This window comes from Xenorhabdus sp. TH1 (assembly GCF_037260955.1).
GTDB lineage: Bacteria > Pseudomonadota > Gammaproteobacteria > Enterobacterales > Enterobacteriaceae > Xenorhabdus > Xenorhabdus griffiniae.
In genome coordinates this window covers 2,670,001-2,687,471 of sequence record NZ_CP147734.1, presented here as the reverse complement: position 1 = coordinate 2,687,471, position 17,471 = coordinate 2,670,001, and the positions used below count along the sequence as shown (strand labels likewise).

Genomic DNA, 17,471 nt, shown 5'->3' with positions numbered 1-17,471 from the left:
TTTATTGCATTAAATCATGGTATGAGCCTTATGAATTTAACAATCTGATAGTTAATAGAAATCATTAGAAGATAAAATTAAAAAGGTGGTTTTTAATTAAATAAAAAAATACATACTCAGTTTTACTGTCTGTTAAAAATAGGTAAAGCTGAATATTGGCTTAAGTGTATATGTCGATTAAATTATCCACTGAATTTTATATCGTGGTTTATCGGTGTTACACGAACTTGCTTGATAACATTGTCCTGTACCGCAAGAACTTCAAAATTATATTCATTGATCTGCACTTGAGTGTTTAATTCAGGAATTTCGCCGAGTTCTTCCAAAATCATTCCATTCATTGTCCTTGGACCATCTTCGGGAAGCGCCCAACAGAAAGCTTTATTTAATTCACGGATATTAGTTGTACCACCAACCAGAACGGAGCCGTCACTTTGCGGAAGAACCTCTTCTGCCAGAGTTGGAGACATGGATGTAGTAAAATCACCGACGATTTCTTCTAAAATATCCTCGACAGTTACTAATCCTTGAATATCGCCATATTCATCAACGATTAATCCCGCCTTTTGCTTGTTATGTTGGAAATTAATAAGTTGGATATTTAGTGGTGTGCTAACAGGGATGAAATAGATTTTATCTGCGGCTTTGAGTAAATTTCTTTTTGTGAATTCTTTTTTTTCCATCATCAGTCGATAGGCCTCACGCACTCGGAGCATACCGATAGCATCATCAAGGGAATTTCGATATAACACAATACGTCCATGTGGAGAGTGTGTCAGTTGCCTGATAATGGATTTCCAATCATTGTTAATATCAATACCGACAATTTCATTACGTGGGATCATAATGTCACCAACGGTGACTTTCTCAAGATCTAATATTGAGAGCAGCATATCTTGATTACGGCGTGATAGATTGGCGTTTGATTCATTCACAATTGTGCGTAGCTCGTCTTTACTGACGGCATCACTGCGGATATTAGAGGTTTTGATACCCAAACAGCGCATAAGTAGTAAACTGATTTTATTAAATGACCAAACAAGGGGTAGCATAATTTTTTCGAGTGGGCGTAACAGGAAGCTACTTGGGAATGCAACTCTTTCAGGGTAAAGCGCTGCGATGGTCTTTGGCATCACTTCAGAAAAAACAAGAATAATGAATGTGAGTACACCTGTTGCAATAGCAACACCGGCATCACCATAGAGACGCATACCAACGATAGTAGCAAGAGAGGACGCTAAGATATTGACGAGATTATTACCGATAAGTATCAGACTAATGAGTCTGTCTGGATGGCGCAACAGAGATTCTACCCTGCGTGCGGGATTGTTCCCCTGTTTAGCCAAATGGCGTAAGCGATATCTGTTGATTGTCATCATGCTAGTTTCTGAGGCAGAGAAATAAGCCGAAACAATAACCATGACAATAAGAATTATAATCAATGTACTTGTTGAAACGTTCTCCAAAACAGAGTTCCTTCCTAATAATTATACAAATTGGCGATGATAATTAACTCATTAATAAATCATCATTTCCTGCAATAACCTGCTACCGAAAAAAGCCAGCGTTAAAATAAATGCGCCAATTAAGTTGAACCAAATAACACGCTTTCCGCGCCACCCTTCATGATAATGTCCCCAAAGCAAAATAACGTAAATAAACCATGCAATGATAGATAAAACAGATTTATGAATATTTTCTTTACTAAAAATATCATCCATGTACATGATGCCAGTACATAGTGTTAATGTTAGTAAAATTACACCAACTTGGATGATGTGAAACATTTTGCGCTCAATTGTCATCAATGGAGGAATGCCAGAGGTGAATGTGAGTTTTTTCTTTTTAAGTTGATGATCCAACCAACCAAGTTGCAATGCGTAAAGTGCTGCGATGAGTAAAGTAGCATAGCCGAGTAATGCCAGCCCAATATGAATAAATAATTCGACACTGCCTTCAAGATGCGTAATAAATTCTCCCGGCATCATGCTAGCTAGTATCAAATTTATCATGGCAAAGCTGTAAACAATAGGTAGTAAAAACCATGCACGTCCACGGAAAGCGACGACTGTCATGATGATGCACATAAGCAAGCTGACAATTGAGCCTAAATTCAATAACGTGAGATTTTGTCCACTGCTGACATGAAAAACTTGGTATTTCAATGCAATTGCGTGAGTGACTAACGCTACAATTGCAAAAGAAAGTGCCAGTTTTTGATAACTGTTTTGTTGGCGCAATAAACCGGGCACGATGAGTGTCAGGTTTATGAGATAGGCAAGTAAAGCAATAATTGAAAATATCAGCATAACGTTTATCGTTTTCGCAATTAAATCCATTGGGTATGGATTGAACCTGAAATTTAAGTATACCGCTAGCAAGAGTAGCCTCCAACCGTTGTTAATCATACTTGGGAATCTCTTTGCAGAGATCACATAAGCATCGTGCTATAATTTGCGAAATTTGCCTTACAGGTAGACCCACTTGTAGATATCTGAGCTGAGACAATGTTTGATAATTTAACTGACAGACTATCGCGCACATTGCGCAATATCAGTGGTCGTGGACGGCTGACTGAAGATAATATTAAAGATACGCTGCGCGAAGTTCGTATGGCTTTGCTCGAAGCGGATGTTGCATTGCCTGTTGTGCGTGATTTTATTGCACGCGTTAAAGAGAGCGCTGTGGGGCATGAGGTTAACAAAAGTCTGACTCCAGGCCAGGAATTCGTCAAAATCGTTCAGAATGAATTGGTTAAGGCGATGGGAGAGGTTAACAGTGAATTGAACCTTTCCGCACAACCTCCCGCGGTGGTTCTTATGGCTGGTTTGCAAGGTGCAGGTAAGACGACCAGCGTTGCTAAATTAGGTAAGTTGCTGAAAGAGAAAAACAAGAAAAAAATCTTGGTTGTTTCTGCTGACGTATACCGACCAGCGGCAATCAAACAGCTTGAAACTCTGTCTGAAACGGTTGGAATTGACTTTTTCCCTTCCGAACCACAGGAAAAACCCGTTGATATTGTCAATAAAGCAATCCAACATGCTAAGCTGAAATTCTATGATGTGCTATTAGTCGATACAGCAGGCCGTTTGCATGTTGATGAAGCTATGATGGATGAAATCAAAGCGGTTCATGCGGCTATTAATCCTGTTGAAACCTTGTTTGTTGTTGATGCAATGACAGGTCAAGATGCGGCAAATACAGCAAAAGCATTCAATGAAGCATTGCCATTAACAGGGGTTATTCTGACCAAAGTAGATGGTGATGCGCGTGGCGGTGCTGCGCTTTCTATCCGCCATATCACGGGTAAACCCATCAAATTCCTCGGTGTTGGTGAAAAAACGGATGCATTAGAACCTTTCTATCCTGATCGCATTGCATCCCGTATTTTGGGCATGGGAGACATGCTTTCATTGATCGAAGAACTTGAAAGCAAAGTGGATCGTACCCAAGCGGAAAAATTGGCATCTAAACTGAAAAAAGGGGATGGTTTTGATTTAAGCGATTTTCTTGAACAGCTTAAACAGATGCGTAACATGGGCGGAATGGCTAGCATGTTGAGCAAAATGCCGGGAATATCACAGATCCCTGACGCTGTTAAATCTCAAATGGATGACAAGGTTCTGGTTAAAATGGAAGCCATCATTAATTCCATGACCCGCAAAGAGCGTGAAAAACCAGAAATCATCAAAGGTTCCCGTAAGCGCCGTATTGCGATGGGATCGGGTACACAGGTGCAGGATGTCAACCGATTGTTGAAACAGTTTGATGAAATGCAGCGTATGATGAAAAAAATGAAGAAAGGGGGGTTGGCAAAAATGATGCGAGGCATGAAAGGTATGCTGCCACCGGGATTTATGGGGCGATAATCAACAAAGTTACGAAAGAAAATGTTCTTTGGATTGCTTTTTGCGCCAAAGTGAGTAAAATTTTCGGGCTTTTAAATGGACAGCCGGACGCCATTCCTCGATGGCGTCTGGTTGTTTTGCTAACTAATGAGGATGTTATGGTAACAATTCGTTTAGCTCGTGGCGGCGCAAAAAAGCGTCCGTTTTATCAAGTAGTCGTGACCGATAGCCGCAATGCGCGTGATGGTCGTTTTATTGAGCGTGTTGGTTTCTTCAACCCAATCGCTTCAGGAAAAGCAGAAGCTCTGCGTTTAGATCTGGACCGTATCGAACACTGGATTGGTCTGGGTGCATCTGTGTCTGATCGTGTTGCTACACTGATCAAAGACGCTAAGAAAGTAGCTTAATCTGTCGCGGTGGTAACAATGAGCAAACAATCTGGCCTGAAGCCCCCTGTTGAGCCAATTGTATTGGGGAAATTAGGATCTTCATATGGCATTCGTGGTTGGCTCAGAGTTTTTTCTTCCACCGAACACACCGAAGACATTTTTGAATATCAACCGTGGTTTATTCAACGCTTAGGTCAATGGCAACACATTGAACTAGAAGCATGGAAATACCATAACCAAGATATTATCATCAAAATCAAAGGTATTGATGATCGGGATGCGGCGAATTTATTCACTAACTGTGAAGTTGTAGTGGATTGTAGCCAATTACCAGAACTGGAAGAAGGTGATTATTACTGGAAAGACCTTATTGGCTGCCAAGTAATAAATACAGCTGGTTATAACCTTGGAATCATTCATGACATGATGGAAACGGGTTCTAACGATGTGATGGTGATAAAAGCAAACCTGAAAGATGCATTCGGTATCAAGGAGCGGCTGGTTCCGTTTCTTGATGGGCAGGTTATCAAGAAAGTCGATCTCGCTACCAAAACTATTGAGGTAGATTGGGATCCTGGTTTTTAATCTCCGGTAAAAACGGTTTAAATGAGTGGGACGCAGTATGTGGATTGGGGTTATTAGCCTGTTTCCTGAAATGTTCCGCGCAATAACCGATTACGGGGTAACTGGTCGGGCAGTAAAAAATGGCCTGTTGAGTCTCGAATGCTGGAATCCGCGGGATTTTACCCACGACCGGCATCGTACTGTTGATGATCGCCCTTATGGCGGTGGTCCAGGCATGCTGATGATGGTGCAACCATTACGGGAAGCCATTCATGCAGCTAAATCTTCGGCAGGTGATGGTGCAAAGGTGATTTATCTTTCACCTCAGGGACGCAAACTCGATCAACAGGGAGTTTGTGAACTGGCAGCAAATGAGAAATTAATTCTGGTTTGCGGGCGTTATGAAGGTATTGATGAGCGTATCATCCAAACCGAAATTGACGAAGAATGGTCTATCGGTGATTATGTTCTCAGTGGGGGAGAGCTTCCTGCAATGACGATGATTGACTCGATATCACGGTTTATTCCGGGAGTATTGGGGCGTCAAGCATCGGCAGAAGAAGACTCATTCGCTGATGGATTGTTGGATTGCCCACATTATACTCGCCCTGAAGTGTTAGATAGTATGGAAGTACCCCCAGTTTTGCTGTCGGGAAACCATGCGGAAATTAATCGCTGGCGAATGAAACAGTCGCTTGGCCGAACCTGGTTAAGAAGGCCCGAACTTCTAGAAAACCTAGCTCTGACTGACGAGCAAAGGATGTTGCTATCTGAATTCCAACGGGAATATCGAGATCAGGCAACGAATTAATCCAGACATATTCCGTTGAAGGGATGTCTTTGATATATCAGTTTACCTAGGGTAAGAGAGTTATTATGAGCAACATTATTAAACAACTTGAACAAGAGCAGATGAAGCAAGACGTACCTTCATTCCGTCCGGGTGATACCGTGGAAGTTAAGGTATGGGTCGTTGAAGGTTCTAAAAAGCGTCTGCAGGCATTCGAGGGCGTGGTTATTGCGATTCGTAACCGCGGTCTGCACTCTGCATTCACTGTTCGTAAGATTTCTAACGGCGAAGGCGTTGAGCGTGTATTCCAGACTCACTCCCCAGTCGTAGACAGCATTACTGTTAAACGCCGTGGTGCTGTTCGTAGAGCTAAACTGTACTACCTGCGTGAGCGTTCTGGTAAGGCGGCTCGTATTAAAGAGCGTTTGAACGCAAAATAATACGCTTTTGCTACATCCGAAAGTTATTAAAGGCCAGCATATATGCTGGCCTTTTTACATTCTAAATTTCAAAGATTCCGTCTGCCTGTCCAATTTCATTTCTGCATAATATATATAACTATTTGATTATTATGGTAAATATTAGTGTTATCATATTTATCCTTACTATATGTTTGAGAGAAAAATAAAAATTGGTAATACAGGCTTTTGTATCGGTTTGATTTATATCTTCACTTCCAGGCTGCTAATCGTAGCTTTAGATCTCTGGGTATAGCTATCGTTTATAGATATTGTTTTATAGTTTCATATAAACATTAATATTATTGTTTTATTTAAATAAAAATAAGATTGAGATGTTGTTTTTATTGATTTATTTATAAGAATATTTTTTTGTAACAAGTGATACATAAGTTTTAGATAGATTATTTTTATGTGATTGTGAAATTTAATTTACAATGGGTTAGTTTTAAGAATTATTTATATATTTTTACATGAAAATAAAATTCAATGGTTTTTTTGACTGTTCATACTATAAATAGTCTCTGTATTTTTGTAAAAAAATATTTACGGTTTGTGGAATTAATTTACGATTTTGGATTGTATTCTTTACGGCTCATGGTATGTTATTCATCAGACACTTAGATAAACATTAAACAGATAAGGCAGGTAGAAATGATCATGCAAAAAGACGCCCTGAATAACGTTCATATCCTTGGTGAACAAGTCCTCATTACACCGGAGGAGTTGAAACAGAAATATCCGTTGAATAGCCATGATCGACATGCCATCACAAACGCGCGTAATACTATCGCTGACATTATTCAGCATCGTGATCCTCGTTTATTAGTGGTATGTGGTCCATGTTCAATTCATGATGTGGATGCAGCCCTAGACTATGCCCGTCGTTTGAAAGTGCTTTCTGCTGAATTGAGTGATTGTCTGTATATTGTTATGCGTGTCTATTTTGAAAAGCCTCGTACAACCGTTGGTTGGAAAGGGTTAATTAGTGATCCTTATATGGATGGTTCATTTGATATGGATGCGGGGCTGCATATTGCCCGTCGTCTGTTGTTGAACTTGGTCGAAATGGGATTGCCATTGGCTAATGAGGCACTTGATCCCAATAATCCCCAATACTTAGGGGATCTATTTAGCTGGTCAGCAATTGGTGCAAGAACAACGGAATCTCAAACTCATCGTGAAATGGCATCAGGATTGTCTGTACCCGTCGGATTTAAAAATGGCACGGATGGTAGTTTGAATACAGCAATTAATGCCATGAAAGCAGCAGCAATGCCTCATCGCTTTATGGGGATAAATCAGTCAGGTCAAGTTTGTTTGCTACAAACTCAAGGTAATCCGAATGGACATGTGATATTGCGTGGTGGTGCAGTGCCGAATTACAGCGAAGAACACGTTGCTGATTGTGAACGTCAGATGATTAAGGCAGGGTTGATACCATCGCTGATGATTGATTGTAGTCACGGTAATTCCAGTAAAGATTTTCGTCGCCAGAGTATCGTTGTGGATTCTGTTGCTGAACAAATTATATCCGGAAATCAATCCATCACTGGGATTATGTTGGAAAGCCATATTCATGAGGGAAATCAATCCTCTGAACAACCTCGTTCTGAGATGAAGTATGGTATTTCGGTGACAGACGCCTGCATTAGCTGGCAGACTACGGAGCAAATATTGAAAAAACTGCACCAACAAATCGCTCCACATTTAGCTAATCGAAACATAATGATGGAAAAAGCAGGATAATCAATATGACAGCAGAATTGTCACAGCTGAGAGCTCAAATTGATGAGGCAGATAAAACTTTATTATCGTTGCTGGCAAAAAGAATGAATTTAGTGGCGCAAGTTGGTGAAGTTAAGAGTCAACTTGGCTTACCGATTTATGATCCTGACCGGGAAGCTGCTATGTTGGCTTCCCGCCGTGAGGAGGCGGAAAATATGGGAATTCCGCCTGATTTGATTGAAGATGTCTTACGCCGAATTATGCGAGAATCTTATGTCAGTGAAAATAACAAAGGCTTTAAAAAACTCAGTACTCATTTGGGATCTGTTGTCATTGTAGGTGGTTCTGGCAAAATGGGCCGATTATTCAGTCGATTGTTGACACTGTCTGGCTATGAAGTCAGGGTGCTCGAAGCTGACGATTGGGATAACGCCGAACATATATTAGCCGGAGCAGGGATGGTGATCGTCAGTGTCCCTATTCACTTGACAGAGAAGATTATCCGTCAATTACCCCCGTTGCCAGAACAATGCATTTTAGTTGATTTGGCTTCAATCAAGCAAAAACCGCTAAATGCGATGCTTGAAGTACATAAAGGGCCGGTTTTAGGATTGCATCCTATGTTTGGGCCAGATGTAGGTAGCTTTGCTAAGCAAGTGGTTGTGTATTGTGATGGGCGCTATCCAGAATCGTATCAATGGTTTTTGGAACAGATATCAGTATGGGGAGCAAGGTTGCATCAAATTACCGCAGAGAAGCATGATAAAAATATGAGTTTCGTTCAGGCGTTACGTCATTTCACTACCTTCTCTTACGGACGGCATCTTGCAAAGGAGAATATCGACTTACAACAATTGCTTTCATTATCTTCACCGATATATCGATTGGAGCTAGCGATGGTAGGTCGATTATTTGCACAAGATGCCCAACTGTATGCTGATATTATTATGTCTAGTCCTGAAAATATTGCACTTATACGTCGGTATTACCAAAGTTTCGGACAAGTGCTGAACATCTTGGATCATCAAGATAAATCAGCTTTTATTGAGAGTTTTAACCAAGTGAGAGATTGGTTTGGTGATGAAGCAGCTCGATTTATGAAGGAAAGCAGGGTGCTTTTGCAGCAGGCTAGTGACAACCGAATATAGGCCTTATTTCAAAACCGGATACGTCTATCCGGTTTTGTGTTTTTTTACTTTAGACAGGATCAATCGGTATTACATTTTCTGATGGGTAAGATCCTAACACTTTCAGAAAGCGTGTAATTTCCGTCAACTCTTTCAATGCTTGTTGCATTTTCATAGAGCGCAGATTGGCTTGTACATCGATATAAAACATCTCTTCCCACGGTTTGCCATTTATTGGGCGAGACTCCAATTTACTCATAGGGATATCATGTTTCTTTAGGATAATGAGAGCATTAACCAGTGCTCCAGCTCGCTGTCCGGTGGATATAATAAACGTGGTTTTGGCAGGAACTTGCTCGGATACGTCAATAGATTTGCGGGAAACGACAATAAAGCGAGTGCTATTCTCTTGCTGATTTGCCAGGTTGTTTTCTAAAACATGTAATCCATAAAGAGTGCCGCCGGCCTCACTGCCTAATGCGGCTATTTCTGGCGAGTTGAGTTCAGCCACTTTTTGCATCGCAGCAGCGGTGCTTTCACAGTAGACAATATTCCAGTTAGGATATTTATTGAGGTATTGGCTACACTGTTGAAAAGGTTGGGAATGGCTATAAACGGTTTTTATCCTTGAGATATCAGTTTGTCCGGCAACCAGTAGACAGTGGTTGATTGGCAGAGTTATCTCTCCAACAAGGGATAAAGGGGTATGTTGCAATAAATCATAAACCTCATTGATTGCCCCTGAGCTGGTATTTTCCAGTGGCAGGATGCCATAATCAGCCTGACCAATCTCAACCAGTGAGAAAATATCTGAGAATTTGTGACAACTACACTCAACCAACTGATTAAAGTGACGAGCGGCAAATTGTCGAGCGGCAATATGAGAATATGAACCTTTTGGCCCTAAAAAAGTAATACGGGCGGAATCGTAAGGTGTCTGATTCAGATATTGCTGTAATAAAGCCTGTTGGGTGAGAACAGAGTCCTCAATGATCATCTGAAATAATCGTGTAATGTAAAATCCATCTAATCCACGTGATTTTCCTTTATCAATCAATGCATTCAATAACTCTCGTTCACGGTTTTTATCTCGGATAGGGCGATGATCGAGCAGTTTTGTCTGGGCAATGTCACTGGCTAATTTTCGGCGTTTAGCAAGTAGATCCAGCAGTTCCGCATCAATATGACTAATTTCTTCTCGTAAACTCACTAAGTCTCGTTCCATAGTATGTTCCTGATATTCTTATTATGAGTGTAGCCTGTGTATCGTAAATATGTTTGGGATCAGTAAAACAAAAAACCTCCCTGTCAATGGGAGGCTTTTATTCGTCTTCTGAAATTTTCTTTGAAACGAATCAACCTCCTGATGAGAAGGTGAAAAAAAAGAAAAAGTACAAAGACGGTTTGATAATCATTTGGCCTTTAGCCTGCTACTTTATAGTTTCAATAATGTAGTTTAATTAACCTATTTAGCATGGAGTGTCAACAGCCAGTAAAAAACGCGCTCATTGAGCGCGTTAGGGAAATAATCAGGAAGGACTATACTTCTAAGTTGAGATTGGACTCTTTAACACTATTGTCTGTACGGCGAGCTTCTGCTTTATGCTGCACTTTATTGAGTTGACGTTCTAATTTTGTCAGCAGATCATTGATTGCTGCATACATATCTTCATGTTTAGCACTAGCCACTAACGTTCCATTCGGTGTACCGATTGTGGCATCAACCAAGAATCCTTGTGGTTCTTTTGATAGTACGATATGTGGATTGATTAGATTGACTTGCCATTTGCTCAACTTACTTAGACGGTCTTCTACATGGCTACGAATTGCGGGGGTAATTTCCATTTGTTTGCTGGTAATGTTCACTAACATATAGTTACCTCTTTGATGTTACTCCGTCTTTGATACATCCAGCATAACGCCATTTTGCATAAAAAGAATGATCTAAATCACTTTTATTGAGTGATTTTGGCAGTGAGTAACGAAATTGTGATAGCCAAGGAAGATATGGAGAATATTTGTTGCGAAGGGAGGAATTATGCGCCATTATTGGTCAGTTATGGAATTATTAAATGGCGTTATAGTCATAAAATATGAATTATTTTCAAGATGAAAATAATGAAGATATGGATATAGCCAAATATGCTCAGTCTGTTGGTCAAATAGAACAAAAAGCAAGTCTTACAAAATCATACTTCTAGCAGCGATATTTTCTGATAACGATACAACTTTAGAACTCCATTATTAGATAAAAAAACAGCAGCTAAATGGCTGCTGTTTTTGATCACTTGTTCAAATCTGATGGAATGAGATTTTATACGGGATTGGCAGCGATTAACTGTGCCACTTTATTGGCTTCAGCCGTCAGCCCTAATTCTTTATAAGCTAACTCCATATAAGGGAGTGCTTTCTGAGTTGCATTAGTATCAGGATAATCTCGTAGCATCTGTTCTACCCGATTGACGACAGCTACATAAGCACTGCGTTTAGTGTAATATTGCACAACTGCAAGTTCATATTTGGCTAAACGTTCTTTGAGGAAGATTAACCGCTTGGTAGCATCAGTTGAATACTGACTGTTCGGATAATAACGCACCAGCTGATTGAAATCACGGAATGCAGCACGGGCATGTTCAGGATCACGATTTGATCGATCAATGCCGAAAAGGCCTTGTAATAGGCTGTCATCCAGAGCTAGCGAAACTAAACCACGTATATAAAGCACATAGTCGATATTAGGGTGGGTTGGATTCAGGCGCATGAAACGGTCAATGGATGCGAGAGCCAGTGGGTATTCCGCTGATTTGTAATAGGCGTAGATCAGATCAAGTTGAACTTGTTGGGAGTATGGGCCAAAAGGATATCGGTTATCAAGGGATTCCAATTGCTTGATAGCCGCTTTATAGTTACCTTCTTGCAGCTTTTCTTGCCCAATTGAATAAATTTGAGATGGCGGGATATCAGGAACAGCATCCTTATTGCTGGAGCATCCAGATAGAACCAGGCTCAATGTGGTCGCTGCCACCAGATATTTCATGCGAATCATCACGTGTTGATTATCCTCTGAGTGTTTTCTGGGAGACTGTCCGTGAAGCTCCCGGCAAAATATGGGGTTACAATAGCACACTATTTTAAATGAAACGGCCTCGCCGTCAAAACTCAACGTAAAATATAGAAGTTATATATGGCACAACAAATCCGACTTAATGCAATAGTCGCTGAATCTCAGCTTGGTCAACGCTTAGATCAAGCTTTGGCTGAATTGTTCCCCGATTACTCTAGGTCACGTATAAAAGAGTGGATCTTGGATAATAAAGTTCAAGTTAATGGCAAATTAATTAGCAAACCAAAAGAAAAAGTCTTGGGCGGTGAAGAAATCTCCGTTGATGCTATCATTGAAGAAGATGCACGTTGGGAGCCTCAGAATATCGAACTGAATATTGTCTATGAAGATGACGATATTTTGGTCATTAATAAACCTCGTGATTTGGTTGTTCATCCGGGAGCCGGTAATCCTGACGGTACTGTATTGAATGCTTTGCTATATCATTATCCTGAAATTGCAGATGTTCCCCGTGCAGGTATTGTTCATCGTCTTGACAAAGATACGACAGGGCTAATGGTTGTGGCAAAAAGCGTTCCGGCACAAACTCGTTTGGTGGAATCTTTGCAACTACGTGAAATAACTCGTGAATATGAAGCGGTTGCTTTGGGATGTATGACGGCAGGAGGAACGGTAGAAGAACCTATCTCCCGCCATCCAACAAAACGAACACATATGGCGGTACATCCTATGGGAAAACCTGCTGTTACCCATTATCGTGTTATGGAACATTTCCGGGCACATACCCGTTTGCGTTTGCGCTTGGAAACAGGCAGAACCCACCAAATTCGTGTGCACATGGCACATATAAAACACCCGTTGGTGGGTGATCCTCTGTACGGCGGTCGGCCTCGTCCCTTAAAAGGGGCTTCTGATAAATTTCGCGAAGTGATGCGTAATTTTGATCGTCAGGCATTGCATGCAACCATGTTACGTCTTTACCATCCGATCACTGGAATTGAGATGGAATGGCACGCTCCATTACCGGACGACATGGTTAAATTAATTGAAGTCATGAAAGTGGATGCCGAGACTTTCAAAGATGAGATGGATTGGTAGGTAGTCAATGACATCACTGATTTTTCCTGATTGGCCACAGCCTGATAATGTTGGCGCTTGCAGTACTACCCGTTTAGGTGGAGTAAGCCAATCCCCATATGACAGTTTAAATCTAGGTAATCATGTTGGGGACGTTCCAGAATACGTGGAATGGAATAGAACACGATTGGTTGAATATGCTCAATTACCGCAGCAACCTACATGGTTGGAGCAAGTACACGGAACACGTGTTATCACACTTGATGGCCAGCCATTGGTGAATAATCAGGCCGATGCCGTTTACACGAATATCCCTGATCAGGTTTGTGCTGTGATGACAGCAGATTGCTTACCCGTTCTTTTTTGCAGTATTTCTGGTGATGAGGTTGCGGCGGCTCATGCTGGATGGCGCGGATTATGTGCCGGAGTGTTGGAGAATACCGTGTCTCGATTTAACGCAAAACCAGATATGATCCGTGTGTGGTTGGGACCTGCTATTGGTCCTGAAAAATTTGAGGTGGGAAGTGAGGTTAGGGACGCTTTCATCGCAACCAATCCTGATCTGGAACAAGCTTTTACATCTTATGGTAATAAGTTTCTGGCAAATATTTACTTACTGGCTAAATTAAAGTTGCAGTCAGTAGGAATAACGGAGATTTTTGGTGGAACCGCATGTACTGTCACGGAGGAAAAAAACTTTTTCTCCTATCGTCGTGATGGTAATACAGGGCGAATGGCAACTTTAATCTGGTTGCGATAACCTACCTTACAGGACGATCTTTGGCGTATAGCGGTAAGTTTCCAATTAACTTTTCAGAAGACCTTGAATATTTAAGGAATGACCTTATCTAGTCTCCAGTAGCAAATTCTGACCAGTATTGGAGGTGTTATGCGCCTGGATCGTCTTACCAATAAATTCCAACTTGCTCTCTCTGACGCCCAATCCCTCGCGTTAGGGCGTGATAACCAATTCATCGAACCAATCCACTTGATGAGTGCATTAATCAATCAAGAAGGCGGTTCAGTACGTCCTTTATTGGCCTCGGCAGGGGTGGATACAGGAAGTTTCAATGATCAACTGAATCAGGCTCTGAACCGATTGCCGAAAGTAGAAGGCAATGGTGGAGATGTGCAGGTATCCAACGAACTGGGACGTTATTTAAACCTGTGTGACAAACTTGCACAAAAATCAGGTGATAACTTCATTTCTTCTGAACTCTTTGTTCTGGCAGCGATAGAAGAACGTGGAACATTAAGTGACATGTTGAAAGCGGCGGGAGCAACTAAGGATAAAATCACTAAGGCAATAGAACAAATGCGTGGTGGTGAAAAAGTGAATGAGCAAGGCGCAGAAGATCAGCGCCAGGCATTAAAGAAATATACTATTGATCTGACTGAACGTGCTGAACAAGGCAAATTAGATCCTGTGATCGGGCGTGATGAAGAAATTCGTCGAACTATTCAGGTATTGCAACGTAGAACCAAAAATAACCCTGTCCTTATTGGTGAGCCAGGGGTTGGGAAGACCGCGATTGTTGAAGGATTGGCACAGCGTATTGTCAATGGTGAGGTTCCAGAAGGGCTGAAAAACAAACGTGTTCTGTCTCTTGATATGGGAGCGTTATTAGCCGGTGCTAAATATCGTGGTGAATTTGAAGAGCGTTTGAAAGGTGTTTTGAACGATCTTGCCAAACAGGAAGGTTCAGTCATTCTGTTTATTGATGAGTTGCACACTATGGTAGGCGCTGGCAAAGCCGAAGGCGCAATGGATGCTGGTAATATGCTAAAACCCGCTCTGGCTCGTGGGGAACTGCATTGTGTTGGAGCTACAACACTTGATGAATATCGTCAATATATAGAAAAAGATGCGGCTTTAGAACGTCGTTTCCAGAAAGTTTATGTGGCAGAACCTACGGTTGAGGACACGATTGCTATTTTACGTGGATTGAAAGAGCGATATGAGTTGCATCATCACGTCCAAATTACTGATCCGGCTATAGTGGCGGCTGCAACATTATCTCATCGCTACATTTCTGATCGTATGCTGCCTGATAAAGCAATTGATTTGATTGATGAAGCAGGGGCAAGTCTGCGTATGCAGATGGATTCTAAACCAGAAGCATTGGATCGCCTTGAGCGTCGGGTTATTCAATTAAAACTTGAGCAGCAAGCACTGAAAAAAGAGTCGGATGATGCCAGTAAAAAACGTTTAGAGATGCTGAACGAAGAGCTGGCAGAAAAAGAACGTGAATATTCTGAATTGGAAGAAGAGTGGAAAGCGGAGAAAGCTGAACTTAGTGGCACCCAGAATATCAAGGCTGAATTAGAAAATGTCCGTATTGAATTAGAAAAAGCTCGCCGTAGTGGCGACCTGGCTAAAATGTCTGAAATTCAGTACGGAAAAATTCCAGAATTGGAAAAACGTCTGGCAACAGCAACAACAGCAGAAAATCGTCATATGAAGTTGCTACGTAACAAAGTCACGGATGCTGAAATTGCTGAAATACTCGCGCGCTGGACAGGGATCCCTGTATCTAGAATGCTGGAAAGTGAAAAAGATAAGTTACTGCGTATGGAGCAAGAATTGCACAAGCGCGTGATAGGGCAGAATGAAGCAGTTGATGCAGTATCGAATGCAATTCGTCGTAGCAGAGCAGGATTATCTGATCCTAATCGTCCAATCGGTTCCTTTATGTTCTTAGGACCGACAGGAGTGGGAAAAACAGAATTGTGTAAGGCGTTGGCTAATTTCTTGTTTGACAGTGATGATGCTATGGTACGCATTGATATGTCAGAGTTTATGGAAAAACACGCCGTTTCAAGGTTGGTGGGAGCGCCTCCCGGCTACGTTGGATATGAAGAAGGTGGGTATTTGACAGAAGCGGTGCGCCGTCGTCCTTATTCTGTCATTTTGCTGGATGAAGTAGAGAAAGCCCACTCAGATGTTTTCAATATTTTGTTGCAGGTATTGGATGATGGCCGTTTGACTGATGGTCAAGGAAGAACAGTTGATTTTCGTAACACCGTTGTGATTATGACCTCTAACTTAGGCTCCGATATGATTCAAGAACGCTTTGGTACATTGGATTATATGGGTATGAAAAATATGGTGATGGAAGTGGTTGGTCATCATTTCAGGCCTGAGTTTATTAACCGGGTTGATGAAGTTGTGGTGTTCCACCCATTAGGGAAAGAACATCTGAAATCTATTACGAATATTCAATTGCAGCGTTTATATCAGCGTTTGGAAGATCATGGTTATCAAGTGGAGATAACACCGCCAGCGTTGGAAAAACTAAGCGAAGCTGGTTTTGATCCTGTATATGGCGCTCGTCCATTGAAACGGGCCATCCAGCAAGAGATTGAAAATCCACTGGCTCAGCAAATTCTCTCTGGTAAATTGATACCAGGTAAGTTAGTAACGTTGAAATTAGAAGACAATCGTATTGTTGCAACACAATGATAATGATTGCTTAGAAAGTTTTAATACGCATTAAACTGCAAGTTGCAATTTACAATACTATATGAAACCTGATTTATCCCCACGAAGCGGGGATAAATCACACGCATCTTGACGTTAGATTGGTATAAGAGGTGTATTTGCACCTCTTTTTTCTTTTTATCAGGCGCGGTTTTCCGACTAACCTGGTGTTTTCTGCTGCTCGATGTATTGCCGGATGATCGAGATCGGCGCACCTCCGCAACTGCTTGCAAAATAGCTCGGTGTCCACAGAACGCCTTTGTAGTAATAGCGTAGAGCAATATCTGGACGGTCACGCCGAAGCAGCCTGCTGGAAACGCCTTTAAGACTGTTGACCAGATTCGATACTGCGAGCTTTGGCGGGGAGTTGATCAGCAAATGCACGTGGTCGTATTCGCCGTCCATTTCAACCAGTTCAACACCAAAATCAGCACATACGCTGCTAAAGTAGCTGCGTAGCTTTTCGATGGCATCAAGATCGAATATCTTTCGTCGATACTTGGCGACGAATACCAAGTGGACGTGCATCAGGAAAACACCGTGTCTTCCGCGTCGACTATCAGTTTCTTTTGTCATAGACCAAAGTATAATGATAGTCATGAAACGACTTCAAGCCTTCAAATTCCAGTTAAGACCAAATGGTCAGCAGGAGCGCGATATGCGACGCTTCGCAGGGGCTTGTCGCTTCGTTTTTAACCGTGCACTGGCACTCCAGAATGAGAACCATGCAGCAGGGAATAAATATCTCCCCTACACCAAAATGGCTTCATGGCTGATTGAGTGGAAATCCGTACCTGAAACACAATGGCTGAAAGAATCTCCCTCGCAACCGTTGCAGCAGTCACTGAAAGATCTGGAGCGCGGCTACAAAAATTTCTTCCAGAAGCGGGCTGCATTCCCCCGCTTCAAAAAACGTGGTCAACATGACTCATTCCGCTACCCGCA

General features: G+C 41.7%; 17 protein-coding genes (1 of these 17 running past the window's edge). 11 read left to right on the top strand and 6 right to left on the bottom strand.

Annotated elements, in window-relative coordinates:
* Nucleotides 1–182: 182 nt before the first annotated feature.
* Together WDV74_RS11790 and WDV74_RS11785 are read right to left on the bottom strand one after the other, a co-directional pair.
* Complete coding sequence (locus WDV74_RS11790; protein WP_338882981.1) at nt 183–1,466, bottom strand: HlyC/CorC family transporter; 1,284 nt, start codon at nt 1,464–1,466, stop codon at nt 183–185.
* Nucleotides 1,467–1,517: 51 nt separating this feature from the next.
* Complete coding sequence (locus WDV74_RS11785) at nt 1,518–2,309, bottom strand: inner membrane protein YpjD (protein ID WP_338882979.1); 792 nt, start codon at nt 2,307–2,309, stop codon at nt 1,518–1,520.
* 198 nt (nt 2,310–2,507) lie between these two features.
* Here WDV74_RS11785 and ffh point away from each other — a divergent pair, with 198 nt between their 5' ends.
* The 7 genes from ffh to tyrA all read left to right on the top strand — a co-directional run bounded on the left by ffh (nt 2,508) and on the right by tyrA (nt 8,925).
* Entirely contained in the window at nt 2,508–3,869 is a 1,362-nt protein-coding gene (gene ffh / locus WDV74_RS11780) for a signal recognition particle protein (protein WP_338882978.1), read from the top strand.
* 137 nt (nt 3,870–4,006) lie between these two features.
* Nucleotides 4,007–4,255 (top strand): 30S ribosomal protein S16, encoded by a 249-nt coding sequence (rpsP, locus tag WDV74_RS11775; protein ID WP_338885604.1) that lies wholly within the window; start codon nt 4,007–4,009, stop codon nt 4,253–4,255.
* 18 nt (nt 4,256–4,273) lie between these two features.
* Nucleotides 4,274–4,822 carry a ribosome maturation factor RimM gene (rimM, locus tag WDV74_RS11770; RefSeq protein ID WP_338882977.1) on the top strand — a complete coding sequence of 183 codons (549 nt, stop codon included), beginning with the start codon at nt 4,274–4,276 and terminating at the stop codon, nt 4,820–4,822.
* Between the two features lie 37 nt (nt 4,823–4,859).
* Nucleotides 4,860–5,612, top strand: coding sequence for a tRNA (guanosine(37)-N1)-methyltransferase TrmD (gene trmD, locus WDV74_RS11765; protein WP_338882976.1), 753 nt, complete (start codon nt 4,860–4,862; stop codon nt 5,610–5,612).
* A gap of 65 nt (nt 5,613–5,677) precedes the next feature.
* Nucleotides 5,678–6,031: a 50S ribosomal protein L19 gene (rplS, locus tag WDV74_RS11760; RefSeq protein WP_338882974.1), complete on the top strand. Its 354-nt coding sequence runs from the start codon at nt 5,678–5,680 to the stop codon at nt 6,029–6,031.
* A 672-nt stretch (nt 6,032–6,703) separates the two neighbouring features.
* The gene (locus WDV74_RS11755) at nt 6,704–7,798 is read left to right on the top strand and encodes a 3-deoxy-7-phosphoheptulonate synthase (protein ID WP_338882973.1); all 1,095 of its coding nucleotides are present in this window, start codon (nt 6,704–6,706) and stop codon (nt 7,796–7,798) included.
* Between the two features lie 5 nt (nt 7,799–7,803).
* On the top strand, nt 7,804–8,925 hold the full coding sequence (gene tyrA, locus WDV74_RS11750) for a bifunctional chorismate mutase/prephenate dehydrogenase (protein WP_338882972.1): 1,122 nt from the start codon (nt 7,804–7,806) through the stop codon (nt 8,923–8,925).
* Between the two features lie 49 nt (nt 8,926–8,974).
* On the opposite strand, the gene pheA is transcribed toward tyrA, so the two are convergent.
* The 3 genes from pheA to bamD all read right to left on the bottom strand — a co-directional run bounded on the left by pheA (nt 8,975) and on the right by bamD (nt 11,941).
* A complete protein-coding gene (gene pheA, locus WDV74_RS11745; protein WP_338882971.1) occupies nt 8,975–10,129 on the bottom strand; it encodes a bifunctional chorismate mutase/prephenate dehydratase in 1,155 nt (384 codons plus the stop codon).
* A gap of 314 nt (nt 10,130–10,443) precedes the next feature.
* On the bottom strand, nt 10,444–10,776 hold the full coding sequence (raiA, locus tag WDV74_RS11740) for a ribosome-associated translation inhibitor RaiA (protein WP_047771873.1): 333 nt from the start codon (nt 10,774–10,776) through the stop codon (nt 10,444–10,446).
* A 442-nt stretch (nt 10,777–11,218) separates the two neighbouring features.
* Nucleotides 11,219–11,941, bottom strand: coding sequence for an outer membrane protein assembly factor BamD (gene bamD / locus WDV74_RS11735; RefSeq protein ID WP_338885603.1), 723 nt, complete (start codon nt 11,939–11,941; stop codon nt 11,219–11,221).
* A gap of 147 nt (nt 11,942–12,088) precedes the next feature.
* Between bamD and rluD the strand changes: the two genes are divergently transcribed.
* The 3 genes from rluD to clpB all read left to right on the top strand — a co-directional run bounded on the left by rluD (nt 12,089) and on the right by clpB (nt 16,508).
* Complete coding sequence (gene rluD, locus WDV74_RS11730) at nt 12,089–13,066, top strand: 23S rRNA pseudouridine(1911/1915/1917) synthase RluD (protein ID WP_338882968.1); 978 nt, start codon at nt 12,089–12,091, stop codon at nt 13,064–13,066.
* Nucleotides 13,067–13,073: 7 nt separating this feature from the next.
* Nucleotides 13,074–13,805 (top strand): purine nucleoside phosphorylase YfiH, encoded by a 732-nt coding sequence (gene yfiH / locus WDV74_RS11725; RefSeq protein ID WP_338882967.1) that lies wholly within the window; start codon nt 13,074–13,076, stop codon nt 13,803–13,805.
* A gap of 129 nt (nt 13,806–13,934) precedes the next feature.
* Nucleotides 13,935–16,508: an ATP-dependent chaperone ClpB gene (clpB, locus tag WDV74_RS11720; RefSeq protein WP_338882966.1), complete on the top strand. Its 2,574-nt coding sequence runs from the start codon at nt 13,935–13,937 to the stop codon at nt 16,506–16,508.
* A 177-nt stretch (nt 16,509–16,685) separates the two neighbouring features.
* Here the strand turns inward: clpB and tnpA are convergent, their stop codons facing one another.
* Nucleotides 16,686–17,102 carry an IS200/IS605 family transposase gene (gene tnpA, locus WDV74_RS11715; protein ID WP_338885602.1) on the bottom strand — a complete coding sequence of 139 codons (417 nt, stop codon included), beginning with the start codon at nt 17,100–17,102 and terminating at the stop codon, nt 16,686–16,688.
* A gap of 22 nt (nt 17,103–17,124) precedes the next feature.
* On the opposite strand from tnpA, the gene WDV74_RS11710 reads away from it, so the two are divergent.
* Nucleotides 17,125–17,471 carry the beginning of a transposase gene (locus tag WDV74_RS11710; protein WP_338882965.1) on the top strand. 862 nt of this gene lie beyond the right edge of the window, so the window shows 347 of its 1,209 coding nt (coding positions 1–347); its start codon is at nt 17,125–17,127; its stop codon lies off the right edge, out of view.

What these genes read in the sequence shown, in the direction of transcription:
- WDV74_RS11785 (WP_338882979.1), bottom strand. Translation starts at nt 2,309, where the DNA reads ATGCTGATATTTTCAATTATTGCTTTACTTGCCTATCTCATAAACCTG.
- ffh (WP_338882978.1), top strand. Translation starts at nt 2,508, where the DNA reads ATGTTTGATAATTTAACTGACAGACTATCGCGCACATTGCGCAATATC.
- rpsP (WP_338885604.1), top strand. Translation starts at nt 4,007, where the DNA reads ATGGTAACAATTCGTTTAGCTCGTGGCGGCGCAAAAAAGCGTCCGTTT.
- rimM (WP_338882977.1), top strand. Translation starts at nt 4,274, where the DNA reads ATGAGCAAACAATCTGGCCTGAAGCCCCCTGTTGAGCCAATTGTATTG.
- trmD (WP_338882976.1), top strand. Translation starts at nt 4,860, where the DNA reads ATGTGGATTGGGGTTATTAGCCTGTTTCCTGAAATGTTCCGCGCAATA.
- rplS (WP_338882974.1), top strand. Translation starts at nt 5,678, where the DNA reads ATGAGCAACATTATTAAACAACTTGAACAAGAGCAGATGAAGCAAGAC.
- WDV74_RS11755 (WP_338882973.1), top strand. Translation starts at nt 6,704, where the DNA reads ATGATCATGCAAAAAGACGCCCTGAATAACGTTCATATCCTTGGTGAA.
- tyrA (WP_338882972.1), top strand. Translation starts at nt 7,804, where the DNA reads ATGACAGCAGAATTGTCACAGCTGAGAGCTCAAATTGATGAGGCAGAT.
- pheA (WP_338882971.1), bottom strand. Translation starts at nt 10,129, where the DNA reads ATGGAACGAGACTTAGTGAGTTTACGAGAAGAAATTAGTCATATTGAT.
- raiA (WP_047771873.1), bottom strand. Translation starts at nt 10,776, where the DNA reads ATGTTAGTGAACATTACCAGCAAACAAATGGAAATTACCCCCGCAATT.
- bamD (WP_338885603.1), bottom strand. Translation starts at nt 11,941, where the DNA reads ATGAAATATCTGGTGGCAGCGACCACATTGAGCCTGGTTCTATCTGGA.
- rluD (WP_338882968.1), top strand. Translation starts at nt 12,089, where the DNA reads ATGGCACAACAAATCCGACTTAATGCAATAGTCGCTGAATCTCAGCTT.
- yfiH (WP_338882967.1), top strand. Translation starts at nt 13,074, where the DNA reads ATGACATCACTGATTTTTCCTGATTGGCCACAGCCTGATAATGTTGGC.
- clpB (WP_338882966.1), top strand. Translation starts at nt 13,935, where the DNA reads ATGCGCCTGGATCGTCTTACCAATAAATTCCAACTTGCTCTCTCTGAC.
- tnpA (WP_338885602.1), bottom strand. Translation starts at nt 17,102, where the DNA reads ATGACAAAAGAAACTGATAGTCGACGCGGAAGACACGGTGTTTTCCTG.